Genomic DNA, 12,444 nt, shown 5'->3' on the forward strand with positions numbered 1-12,444 from the left:
CAAATGGTTCAATTATTATTCACTCTAAGCAGTCACATGCTCTTTATTTATGTGAGTTTTTACCTTTTAAAGGATCTTGTTAGATGGGAAAAGGTTTTAAAAGTGACAGCTGAGAATACAAGAAAAGTCCGTTTATTGATAGCTCTTTTCAGTATTGTAATGGGCTACATCATGAGTTCATTCTTTATCAGCCTGTATCAGTTGTGGCAAGAAGTGCTTAGAGGATTATTATAAAATCAAGAGTAAAGGAAATAAGTATGGAAAAAATTGTGGTTCAAGGTGGCGATAATCGTCTGGTAGGAAGTGTTACGATCGAAGGAGCAAAGAATGCAGTCTTGCCCTTGTTGGCAGCGACTATTCTAGCAAGTGAAGGAAAGACCGTCTTGCAGAATGTTCCTATCTTGTCAGATGTGTTCACTATGAATCAGGTGGTTCGTGGTTTGAATGCCAAGGTTGATTTTAATGAAGAAGCCCATCTTGTTGAGGTGGACGCGACTGGCGATATCACTGAGGAAGCTCCTTACAAGTATGTCAGCAAGATGCGCGCATCTATCGTTGTCTTGGGACCAATTCTTGCCCGTGTAGGTCATGCCAAGGTATCCATGCCAGGTGGTTGTACGATTGGTAGCCGCCCTATTGATCTGCATTTGAAAGGTTTAGAAGCCATGGGGGCTAAGATTAGTCAGACAGCTGGTTACATCGAAGCCAAGGCTGATCGCTTACATGGAGCTCATATCTATATGGATTTCCCAAGTGTTGGTGCTACTCAGAACTTGATGATGGCAGCGACTCTGGCTGATGGGGTGACAGTGATTGAAAATGCTGCGCGTGAGCCTGAGATTGTGGACCTAGCCATTCTCCTCAATGAAATGGGAGCTAAGGTTAAGGGTGCTGGTACAGAGACCATTACCATTACCGGTGTTGAGAAACTTCATGGTACGACTCACAATGTAGTCCAAGACCGTATCGAAGCAGGAACCTTTATGGTAGCTGCTGCCATGACTGGTGGTGATGTCTTGATTAAAGACGCTGTCTGGGAGCATAACCGTCCCTTGATTGCCAAGTTGCTTGAAATGGGAGTGGAAGTGACAGAGGAGACTGAAGGGATTCGAGTTCGCTCTCAACTAGAAAATCTAAAAGCTGTTCATGTGAAAACCTTGCCTCACCCAGGATTTCCAACAGATATGCAGGCTCAATTTACAGCCTTGATGACTGTCGCAAAAGGCGAATCAACTATGGTGGAGACAGTTTTTGAAAATCGTTTCCAACACCTAGAAGAAATGCGCCGTATGGGCTTGCACTCTGAAATTATCCGTGATACAGCACGTATTGTTGGTGGACAGCCTTTGCAGGGAGCAGAAGTTCTTTCAACTGACCTTCGTGCCAGTGCAGCCTTGATTTTGACAGGTTTGGTAGCACAAGGAGAAACCGTAGTTGGTAAATTAGTCCACTTGGATAGAGGCTACTACCGTTTTCATGAGAAGTTGGCGCAGTTGGGTGCTAAGATTCAGCGGATTGAGGCAAGTGATGAAGATGAATAAGAAATCAGGCTACGTAGCCAAGCGTTTACTTTTAGTCATTCTGGTACTGATTTTAGGTGCTTTAGCCCTAGGAATCGGTTTAATGGTCGGTTATGGAATCTTGGGCAAGGGTCAAGATCCATGGGCTATCCTGTCTCCAGCAAAATGGCAGGAATTGATTCATAAATTTACAGGAAATTAGGCTGGAAAACCAGCCTTTTTCTAGAGATAAGGAGAAATATGAACAAAAAAACAAGACAGACACTAATCGGATTGCTGGTATTATTACTTTTATCTGCCGGTAGCTATTATATCAAGCAGATGCAGTCGACAGCTAATACTCCTAAAACTAAGGTGAGTCAGAAAAAACAAGCGTCTGAAGCTCCTAGTCAAGAATTGGCAGAAAGTGTCTTAACAGATGTAGTCAAGAGTCAAATAAAAGGGAGTCTGGAGTGGAATGGATCAGGTGCTTTTATCGTCAATGGTAATAAAACAAACCTAGATGCCAAGGTTTCAAGTAAACCTTACGCCGATAATAAAACAAAGACAGTGGGCAAGGAAACCGTGCCAACTGTAGCCAATGCTCTCTTGTCTAAGGCAACCCGACAGTACAAGAATCGTGAAGAAACGGGGAATGGTTCGACTTCATGGACTCCTCCAGGATGGCATCAGGTTAAGAATCTAAAGGGGACTTATACCCATGCGGTCGATAGAGGTCATTTGTTAGGCTATGCCTTGATCGGTGGCTTGGATGGTTTTGATGCTTCTACAAGCAATCCTAAAAACATTGCTGTTCAGACAGCCTGGGCAAATCAGGCGCAAGCTGAGGATTCGACAGGGCAAAACTACTATGAAAGCCTGGTACGTAAAGCCTTGGACCAAAACAAGCGTGTCCGTTACCGTGTAACCCTTTATTATGCTTCAAACGAGGATTTAGTACCTTCAGCTTCACAGATTGAAGCCAAGTCTTCAGACGGAGAATTGGAATTTAATGTTCTAGTTCCCAATGTTCAAAAGGGGCTTCAACTGGATTACAGAACTGGAGAAGTGACTGTTACTCAGTAAAATACAAAATAAACTCCTATGTCACTTGTCGATATAGGAGTTCTTTCTTACTAGTTTAAGCAGGGCTACAATAGATACTGTTACTCAATGAAAATCAAAGTGCAAACTAGGAAGCTAGCCGCAGCTTGCTCAAAGCACAGCTTTGAGGTTGCAGATAAAGCTGACGTGGTTTGAAGAGATTTTCGAAGAGTATGAGAAAAAATAATATGTAATATGTACTGGACTATATTTTGTGATATAATAGAGGGTAAGATACTATTTTAGGAGAAGAACTATGGAAGACCCAAGTAGTCAGAATTTGTTGCTACAATTTGTTTTATTGTTTATCTTGACGGTGTTAAATGCCTTTTTCTCAGCCACAGAAATGGCCATGGTGTCACTAAATCGTGCGCGGGTTGAACAAAAGGCAGAAGAAGGAGATAGACGCTATATCCGTCTGCTGAAGGTACTAGAAAATCCTAACCACTTTTTATCAACCATTCAAGTAGGGATTACCCTGATTACGATCTTATCAGGGGCGAGTTTGGCAGAAACTCTGGGACGAGAAATTGCATCTTGGCTTGGAAATGGCGAAACAGCTTATGCCGTTGCAAGTTTTCTATCTTTAGCATTTTTGACTTATATTTCCATCGTTTTTGGGGAATTGTATCCTAAGAGAATCGCTCTTAATCTAAAGGATGCCTTGGCGATTCGTACAGCGCCAGTTATCATTGGGCTTGGGAAACTAGTTAGTCCCTTTGTTTGGCTCTTGTCTGCATCTACCAATCTCTTGAGTCGCTTGACTCCAATGACTTTTGACGATGCTGATGAAAAAATGACCCGTGATGAAATTGAGTACATGTTGACAAATAGTGAAGAAACACTAGATGCTGACGAAATTGAGATGTTACAAGGGATTTTCTCACTGGACGAATTAATGGCCAGAGAAGTCATGGTTCCTCGAACGGATGCCTTCATGGTCGATATTCAGGATGATAGTCAAACCATCATCCAAAGTATTTTAAAACAAAATTATTCTCGTATCCCTGTCTATGATGGGGATAAGGATAACGTGATTGGGATCATTCACACCAAGAGTCTCCTTAATGCGGGCTTTGTGGACGGTTTTGACAATATTGTTTGGAAGAAAATCTTACAAGATCCACTTTTTGTTCCTGAAACTATTTTTGTGGATGACTTGTTAAAAGAATTGCGCAATACCCAAAGACAAATGGCAATCTTGCTGGATGAATACGGTGGGATGGCTGGTTTGGTGACCCTAGAAGACCTCTTAGAAGAAATCGTTGGGGAAATCGATGACGAAACAGATAAGGCTGAAATCGAAGTTCATAAAATTGGAGAAGATACTTATATCGTTCAAGGTACCATGAATCTCAATGATTTTAATGACTACTTTGATGTTGAACTGGAAAGTGATGACGTTGATACCATCGCTGGTTATTATTTGACAGGGGTTGGGACCATTCCAACGACTGAGAAACTCAGTTATGAATTAGTCAGCCAAAACAAACAACTTATCCTAACCAATGATAAGGTGAAAAATGGACGTGTTACCAAGGTAAAAGTCCAAATTACCGAAGTTGAAATAGAAGAAGAAACAGAGTAAACTAGAGGCTTTTGTCACCAGGCGTGACAAAGCTTTTTTCAGTTGATTTCAAAAGGAATTGTGTCCTCGAAAGACTCAGCCACAAACTTGCCCCAAAAGTTTTTTAAAGTTATACGTATTTATTCAAGGAAAAAGAAAAAAGCCCTTTAAATTGGGCTTTCTGTTTAAATGAAACCTGATAAATCAAGTTAAAGAAGGCGGTAGACGGATTTGAACCGACGATCAAGCTTTTGCAGAGCCGTGCCTTACCACTTGGCTATACCGCCTTAACGTTTATTATTATACCTTGAAAATGATTTTCAGTCAATAGCTTTTTCAGATTTTTTGTATCAATAAGCCTAAATATTCTGAAAATTCGTTTACTTTTCTTGAAATCTATGATATAATTGATGATAACCTATACTTTATTTATAAGAGGAGTAAATAAATGAAAAAAAGTCAAGTGCTTGCTGTAGCGGGAGCTACCTTATTAGCGTCAGGAGTTCTAGCTGCGTGTTCAAACACTAGTTCAAATAATGCTAAACTAGCAAAAGATTACCAATATGTTTATCAAACAGATCCAGAAACCTTGGATTATATCGTCAGCAATATCGATTCAACATCATTCGTCACAACAAATGCTGTAGATGGTTTGTTGGCTAATGATAAATATGGTAACCTGGTTCCTTCTATTGCTGAATCATGGACAGTTTCAAAAGATGGTTTGACTTATACCTATAAAATCCGTAAGGATGCTAAATGGGTGACAGCAGAGGGAGAAGAATACGCTCCTGTAACTGCTAAAGACTTCGTTACTGGTTTGAAACACGCCGTAGATGGAAAATCAAAAGGACTTTCAATCGTTAGCTCTTCTATTAAGGGATTAGAAGCCTATATCAAGGGTGAAACAAGCGATTTTTCAACCGTTGGAGTAAAAGCGCTTGATGATCAAACACTAGAATATACTTTGAACCAGCCAGAAACTTTCTGGAATGACAAGACCACTAGTGGTATTTTGATGCCGGTTAATGAAGAATTCTTAACTTCAAAAGGGGAAGGTTTTGGTGCCCCAACCGATGCTAACTCTATTCTTTATAACGGTCCATTTGTCTTAAAATCTGTAACTCCAAAATCATCTATCGAGATGGCTAAAAATGATGCTTACTGGGACAAAGAAAATGTAAAAATTGAGAACGTTAAGTTCACTTTCTGGGATGGTAAGGACCAAGATGTGATTGCTAAAGGTTTTGCCGATGGTCAATATAGCAAGGCCCGTATCTTCCCTACAAGTTCTACATATGAAAAATATGCAGCTGACTTTAAAGATAACATTTACTTTAATGAACCAGGTGCGGGTGTTGCAACTGTCAGCTTGAATTATGGCCGTACAACCTATAACCACACTGCCAAAACAAGTGATACCCAAAAGACATCTACTCAGAAAGCCTTGCTAAACAAGGAATTCCGTCAAGCCTTGAACTTTGCTGTCGATCGCAATTCTTACTCAGCTCAAACAAATGGTACTGATGGAGCTGCAGTAGCCATCCGTAATACGTTTGCACCTTATAATCTTCAAGTTGGTAAGAAAACATTTGGTGAATTGGTACAAGATAGCTTGGCTAAGACAAATTCTTCTACTTGGTCAAACGTGTCTCTAGCAGATTCTCAAAATGGACTTTACAATGAAGAAAAAGCGAAAGAAGTCTTTGCTAAAGCAAAATCAAGCCTACAAGTTGAAGGTGTTGAATTCCCAATCCACTTGGATGCCTTGGTTATCCAAGAATCAACAGCGGTTGTAAACCGTGTTCAATCATTGAAACAATCAATTGAAAAAGTATTGGGTTCAGATAATGTTGTTGTAGACTTACAACAAATGACTCAAGCAGAAGCTTTACCAATTTCATTTAGCGCTCCAACAGCTAAAGAGCAAGACTGGGATATCCATACCTTGCTAGGATGGAACCCTGACTATCAAGATCCTTCTACTTTCTTGGATCAATTCGTCCTTAAGGGAGGAAGCACTCGTCTTTACCTTGGTATTGACCAAAACACAGATGCATCAGTAGTAAGCAAACTTGGTTTAGCTGACTATGGAAAATTACTTGATGACGCAAACAGCGAAAACCAAGATGTTCAAAAACGTTATGAAAAATACGCGGTGGCACAAGCTTGGTTGACTGACAATGCTTTGACAATTCCAGTAATGGCTTCTCCAAAAGAAACAGCCGTTTCATATGTTTCAAAAGTTCTACCATTTAGCTCTTCATATTCAGTAGCCGGCCTTAAAGGTGAAAATTCAGGATACTTGAAGTACACTGAAGTTGGTGAAAAAGCAATCACCAAAGAAGAGTATGAAAAAGCTCGTGAAAAATGGTTGAAAGAAAAGACTGAGTCAAACGAGAAAGCTCAAAAAGAATTGGCAAGTCATGTGAAGTAAATAATTTTCAATAGAACTTTCTCTCCATGAGGAGAAGGTTCTTTTGGGATTTTTAAAGGAAATGATATGAAAAAATATATTTTTATGCGTGTTTTGCGGTCATTGGTTTCTATCTTCTTAGTAACAACCTTGACTTACACGATTATCTATACAATGGTTCCTCGAAAATTGATTTTCAAACAGGATACCAACTATAACAAGATTGCTACAACTGCTGATAAACGTGATAACTATGAGAATACCGTTTATGAGCGTATGGGCTATATCGAGTACTACGATACCAAAGAGTTGCAAGAAAAAGCTAGCCAGATGGATGCTTCTGTAACAGTTGAAGCCAATGATACCAACAAGGCTATCTATGAAAAATACATCAAACAAATCGGTCATGGTTGGACCCTGGGAGAATTTACTGAAAGTGGCCAATTCTACGCTACACGTGAAATTCCAATTTTTGAACGTGTGTTTAAATTCTATGCAAACTTGCTTGATATCGACCACACAAACAAGATTCAGGACCCAGAAAATCCAAATTTGGAGCGTTATTTGCGTTTTGAAAATGATCCCGCTATCGGCTGGTCTCTGGTAGGTTCAGGGACTAAACACAAGTACCTCTTGTACTTCAATAGTCAGTTCCCATTTGTTCACCAAAACTTTGTGAACTTGAATTTGGGTGATTCATATCCAACTTATGCTAATACTCCTGTGCTTCAAGTTATCACACAAGGACAAGGTCAAACTAAGACATCAGAAGTGCAATTCCCAACTGGTAAGAAAACATCTTCAGTTAATATCTACTCAAGAACCTACAAATCGCCTAGTCAGGCTGATTCTCGTGAAGTAGCTAACTATGGGAAAGATGACCCATATACTGCAACTGAAAGCAACTACCAATATCCTTCTATGATTGCTAGCTCTGCAGTCGTTGGATTGATTGGTTTGGTGATTTCTTATGCGATTGCCGTGCCACTTGGTTCAGCTATGGCTCGCTTCAAGAATACTTGGATTGATAGCTTCTCAACAGGGTTTTTGACCTTCTTGATGGCCCTTCCAACCATTGCCTTGGTTTACATTGTTCGTTTGATTGGATCATCAATTGGTCTTCCAGATTCATTCCCTATCTTGGGTGCTGGAGATTGGCGTTCGTATGTTTTACCAGCAGTTATCCTTGGTTTATTGGGTGCTCCTGGTACAGCTATTTGGATTCGTCGTTACATGATTGACTTGCAATCACAGGACTTTGTTCGTTTTGCTCGTGCAAAAGGTTTGTCTGAAAAAGAAATTTCAAACAAACACATCTTTAAAAATGCCATGGTTCCGCTGGTTTCAGGAATTCCTGGTGCTGTTATCGGGGTTATCGGTGGTGCAACCCTTACTGAAACAGTCTTCGCTTTCCCAGGTATGGGTAAAATGTTGATTGACTCTGTAAAAGCATCTAATAACTCTATGGTCGTAGGTCTTGTCTTCATCTTTACATGTATTTCTATCTTCTCACTTCTTTTGGGAGATATTTGGATGACTATTATTGACCCACGTATTAAATTGACTGAGAAAGGAGGCAAATAATGTCTACAATCGATAAAGAAAAATTTCAGTTCGTAAAACGTGACGATTTTGCCTCTGAAGCCATTGATGCGCCAGCCTATTCATACTGGGGCTCAGTGTTTAGACAATTTATGAAGAAGAAATCAACTGTAGTCATGTTGGGAATCTTGGTAGCTATCATTTTGATGAGTTTCATCTACCCAATGTTTTCTAAGTTTGATTTCAATGATGTCAGCAAAGTAAACGACTTTAGTGCTCGTTATATCAAGCCAAATGCTGAGCATTGGTTCGGTACAGACAGTAACGGTAAATCTCTCTTTGACGGTGTCTGGTTCGGAGCTCGTAACTCTATCCTCATTTCTGTGATTGCGACAGTGATTAACTTGGTTATCGGTGTTTTTGTCGGTGGTATTTGGGGAATTTCAAAATCAGTTGACCGTGTGATGATGGAAGTTTATAATGTCATCTCAAACATCCCATCTCTTTTGATTGTCATTGTCTTGACTTACTCAATCGGAGCTGGATTCTGGAATCTGATTTTTGCTATGAGTGTGACTACTTGGATTGGTATTGCTTACTCAATTCGTATTCAGATCATGCGTTATCGTGACTTGGAGTATAACCTTGCTTCACGTACACTTGGAACACCAACCTTTAAGATTGTTGTAAAAAACATTATGCCACAATTGGTATCTGTTATCGTTACGACGACATCTCAAATGCTTCCAGCCTTTATCTCATACGAAGCTTTCCTTTCATTCTTTGGACTTGGATTGCCGATTACAGTTCCAAGTTTAGGTCGTTTGATTTCAGATTACTCTCAGAACGTAACGACAAATGCATACCTCTTCTGGATTCCATTGACAACTCTTGTCTTGGTATCCTTATCCCTTTTCGTAGTTGGTCAAAACTTAGCGGATGCTAGTGATCCACGTACACATAGATAGGAGTAGAAATGACAAAAGAAAAAAATGTAATTTTGACTGCTCGCGATATTGTCGTGGAATTTGACGTTCGTGACAAAGTATTGACAGCCATTCGCGGCGTTTCCCTTGAACTAGTTGAAGGAGAAGTATTAGCCTTGGTAGGTGAGTCAGGATCAGGAAAATCTGTTTTGACAAAGACTTTCACAGGTATGCTTGAAGAAAATGGTCGCATTGCCCAAGGTAGCATTGACTACCGTGGTCAAGATTTGACAGCTTTATCTTCTCACAAGGATTGGGAACAAATTCGTGGCGCTAAGATTGCGACTATCTTCCAAGATCCAATGACTAGTTTGGACCCAATTAAAACAATTGGTAGTCAGATTACAGAAGTTATTGTAAAACACCAAGGAAAAACAGCTAAAGAAGCGAAAGAATTGGCCATTGACTACATGAATAAGGTTGGGATTCCAGATGCAGATAGACGTTTTGATGAATACCCATTCCAATATTCTGGAGGAATGCGTCAACGTATCGTTATTGCGATTGCTCTTGCCTGCCGACCTGATGTCTTGATTTGTGATGAGCCAACGACTGCCTTGGATGTGACCATCCAAGCTCAGATTATTGATTTGTTGAAATCTTTACAAAACGAGTACCATTTCACAACAATCTTTATCACCCACGACCTTGGTGTGGTGGCAAGTATTGCAGATAAGGTAGCGGTTATGTATGCAGGAGAAATCGTTGAGTATGGAACTGTTGAGGAAGTCTTCTATGACCCTCGCCATCCATATACATGGAGTCTCTTGTCTAGCTTGCCTCAGCTTGCTGATGATAAAGGGGATCTTTACTCAATCCCAGGAACACCTCCGTCACTTTATACTGACCTGAAAGGGGATGCCTTTGCCTTGCGTTCTGACTATGCAATGCAAATTGACTTCGAACAAAAAGCTCCTCAATTCTCAGTATCAGAGACACATTGGGCTAAAACTTGGCTACTTCATGAGGATGCTCCAAAAGTAGAAAAACCAGCTGTGATTGCAAATCTCCATGATAAGATTCGTGAAAAAATGGGATTTGCCCATCTGGCTGACTAGGAGGAAGGAAATGTCTGAAAAATTAGTAGAAATCAAAGATTTAGAAATTTCCTTCGGTGAAGGAAGTAAGAAGTTTGTCGCAGTTAAAAATGCTAACTTCTTTATCAACAAGGGAGAAACTTTCTCGCTTGTAGGTGAGTCAGGTAGTGGGAAAACAACTATTGGTCGTGCCATCATCGGTCTTAATGATACAAGTAATGGGGATATCATTTTTGATGGTCAAAAGATTAATGGTAAGAAATCGCGTGAACAAGCTGCAGAATTGATTCGTCGTATCCAGATGATTTTCCAAGACCCTGCGGCAAGTTTGAATGAACGTGCCACTGTTGATTATATTATTTCTGAAGGTCTTTACAATCATCATCTGTTCAAGGATGAAGAAGAACGTAAAGAGAAAGTTCAAAATATTATCCGTGAAGTAGGTCTTCTTGCTGAGCACTTGACTCGTTACCCTCACGAATTCTCAGGTGGTCAACGTCAACGTATCGGTATTGCCCGTGCCTTGGTTATGCAACCAGACTTTGTTATTGCGGATGAGCCCATTTCAGCCTTGGACGTTTCTGTTCGTGCTCAAGTCTTAAACTTGCTCAAAAAATTCCAAAAAGAACTTGGCTTGACCTATCTCTTTATCGCCCATGACTTGTCGGTTGTTCGTTTTATTTCAGATCGTATCGCGGTTATTTACAAGGGTGTTATTGTAGAGGTTGCAGAAACAGAAGAATTGTTTAACAATCCAATTCATCCATATACTCAGGCTTTGCTTTCAGCGGTACCTATCCCAGATCCAATCTTGGAACGCAAGAAGGTCTTGAAAGTATATGATCCAGATCAACATGATTATGAGACAGATAAGCCATCTATGGTAGAAATCCGTCCAGGTCACTATGTTTGGGCTAACCAAGCCGAATTGGCACATTATCAACAAGGGTTAAACTAATAATGGTTTTATAATTTCCATGTCAACTTTTATGGAAATTATAAACCTTTTTTTGTTAGATTGATTTGGAAAAACTTTGAAAGAGTTTTCGAAAGAAATAGAATTCTTAGAAATCATTGAATTATAGTGAGATGAAATAAAATCTTAACAACTCGATTAGGAAAGTCAAATTAATTTCTAGAAAAGTTATAGAAGTCGCGGCGTATTACTCTAGCTTCAATCTACTATAGTCTAATACTCTTCGAAAATCTCTTCAAAGCACGTCAGCGTCGCCTTATCGTATATATGTGACTGACTTCGTCAGTCTTATCTATAACCTCAAAACAGTGTTTTGAGCAGCCTGCGGCTAGCTTCCTAGTTTGCTTTTTGATTTTCATTGAGTATAATATCTACAATGTAAAAAACTCTAGCTATCAGTTCATTGATAGTTAGAGTTTTTCTATTCATATGATTTAAGGAGTTTAAATAAGGCTTCTATTTCTGATGACGGTGTAGCTGATTTAAGGTAAGCGTAATAAACTGTAAAAGTTATCTTATCCTTCGGTATAAGAGGGATTTTTATTAAATCATCATCTTCATCAGAAAGTGCGATATCAGCCAGTAAACTAAGGCCAATCCCTTTCTTTAAAAGTTCTTTAAGAATGACAATATCATCCGTCTTAAAGAATATTTCTGCCTTGTTTTGATACTTTTGATTAAGTATTTCAAAAGCTTTCAGGTGAACAAAGTGTTCGTCTAAGAGTATAAAGGATTGATCTACTAATTCTTCAAAAGCGAGGGAAGGAACAGTGGCAAAAGGATGGTTCTTAGATAAAACGACATACAGTTCTTTATGAAATAGCTCGTGTGTCTCTATTGAAGGATAATTGAGAGGTTCAATCAAACCGAGTAGGCTTGCATTAAGGCCTCCCTTAAGGAGAAGGTTTAATAACTCTACGGAGCCACCGCGGATAGGACGTATCTTTTTTAAAAAATCGAATTTATCTTTTTCGTTTAAGGCAGCAAAGAGATACTGAATGATAATAGGAGGGAATCCTACAGTAGAGTATTGTGCCAAGGAGCGATTAATTTCTTTGCGAGTAGAAATGACCTCAGGTAAAATCAGTTCTGTATGCTTTAGAAGGATTTGTCCTTGAGGAGTTAGCTTGAAGGAACGATGCGAGGGGTCATGGTGAATCAATTTGCAGTTAAAGTATTCCTCTAAGCGCTTGATAGCATAAGAAATAGATGGTTGGCTGACTTTATGTTGTTTTGCTACTTCCGTATAGGATTGAAGCTGGCAGAGGTCATAAAAATATTGTAGATCTTTTAAATTCATATGGGTTCACTTTCATT

The 12,444-nt window shown here is 39.6% G+C and carries 11 protein-coding genes and 1 tRNA gene; 10 read left to right on the forward strand and 2 right to left on the reverse strand.

From position 1 onward, the window contains the following. Positions 1-3 precede the first annotated feature (3 nt). The 5 genes from QMQ21_RS10065 (at position 4) to QMQ21_RS10085 (ending at position 4,191) form a co-directional block, all read left to right on the forward strand. On the forward strand, positions 4-234 hold the full coding sequence (locus tag QMQ21_RS10065) for a DUF1146 family protein (protein ID WP_000250389.1): 231 nt from the start codon (positions 4-6) through the stop codon (positions 232-234). A gap of 23 nt (positions 235-257) precedes the next feature. Then, positions 258-1,541, forward strand: a complete 1,284-nt coding sequence (murA, locus tag QMQ21_RS10070) for a UDP-N-acetylglucosamine 1-carboxyvinyltransferase (RefSeq protein ID WP_141230260.1) — start codon at positions 258-260, stop codon at positions 1,539-1,541. Further along, complete coding sequence (locus tag QMQ21_RS10075) at positions 1,534-1,722, forward strand: DNA-directed RNA polymerase subunit beta (RefSeq protein ID WP_043901723.1); 189 nt, start codon at positions 1,534-1,536, stop codon at positions 1,720-1,722. Before murA ends, QMQ21_RS10075 begins: the two co-directional genes overlap by 8 nt. A gap of 38 nt (positions 1,723-1,760) precedes the next feature. After that, the gene (gene endA, locus QMQ21_RS10080) at positions 1,761-2,585 is read left to right on the forward strand and encodes a DNA-entry nuclease EndA (protein WP_024057808.1); all 825 of its coding nucleotides are present in this window, start codon (positions 1,761-1,763) and stop codon (positions 2,583-2,585) included. Positions 2,586-2,859: 274 nt separating this feature from the next. Beyond that, positions 2,860-4,191 (forward strand): hemolysin family protein, encoded by a 1,332-nt coding sequence (locus tag QMQ21_RS10085; RefSeq protein WP_042750034.1) that lies wholly within the window; start codon positions 2,860-2,862, stop codon positions 4,189-4,191. Positions 4,192-4,386: 195 nt separating this feature from the next. Here the strand turns inward: QMQ21_RS10085 and QMQ21_RS10090 are convergent. Continuing rightward, a tRNA-Cys gene (locus QMQ21_RS10090) sits at positions 4,387-4,457 on the reverse strand. Positions 4,458-4,618: 161 nt separating this feature from the next. On the opposite strand from QMQ21_RS10090, the gene QMQ21_RS10095 reads away from it, so the two are divergent. The 5 genes from QMQ21_RS10095 (at position 4,619) to QMQ21_RS10115 (ending at position 11,109) form a co-directional block, all read left to right on the forward strand. Then, the gene (locus QMQ21_RS10095) at positions 4,619-6,607 is read left to right on the forward strand and encodes a peptide ABC transporter substrate-binding protein (protein WP_024057449.1); all 1,989 of its coding nucleotides are present in this window, start codon (positions 4,619-4,621) and stop codon (positions 6,605-6,607) included. A 66-nt stretch (positions 6,608-6,673) separates the two neighbouring features. Then, complete coding sequence (locus QMQ21_RS10100; RefSeq protein WP_020902008.1) at positions 6,674-8,170, forward strand: ABC transporter permease; 1,497 nt, start codon at positions 6,674-6,676, stop codon at positions 8,168-8,170. Next, entirely contained in the window at positions 8,170-9,096 is a 927-nt protein-coding gene (gene oppC / locus QMQ21_RS10105) for an oligopeptide ABC transporter permease OppC (protein ID WP_004255894.1), read from the forward strand. The genes QMQ21_RS10100 and oppC overlap by 1 nt, the downstream gene beginning before the upstream one ends. A gap of 8 nt (positions 9,097-9,104) precedes the next feature. After that, the gene (locus QMQ21_RS10110; protein WP_000159550.1) at positions 9,105-10,172 is read left to right on the forward strand and encodes an ABC transporter ATP-binding protein; all 1,068 of its coding nucleotides are present in this window, start codon (positions 9,105-9,107) and stop codon (positions 10,170-10,172) included. Positions 10,173-10,182: 10 nt separating this feature from the next. Then, positions 10,183-11,109, forward strand: a complete 927-nt coding sequence (locus QMQ21_RS10115; RefSeq protein ID WP_261814376.1) for an ATP-binding cassette domain-containing protein — start codon at positions 10,183-10,185, stop codon at positions 11,107-11,109. Positions 11,110-11,548: 439 nt separating this feature from the next. On the opposite strand, the gene QMQ21_RS10120 is transcribed toward QMQ21_RS10115, so the two are convergent. After that, positions 11,549-12,427, reverse strand: a complete 879-nt coding sequence (locus tag QMQ21_RS10120) for a LysR family transcriptional regulator (protein ID WP_261814377.1) — start codon at positions 12,425-12,427, stop codon at positions 11,549-11,551. Positions 12,428-12,444: the final 17 nt, after the last annotated feature.

It is taken from the genome of Streptococcus bouchesdurhonensis (assembly GCF_948472335.1).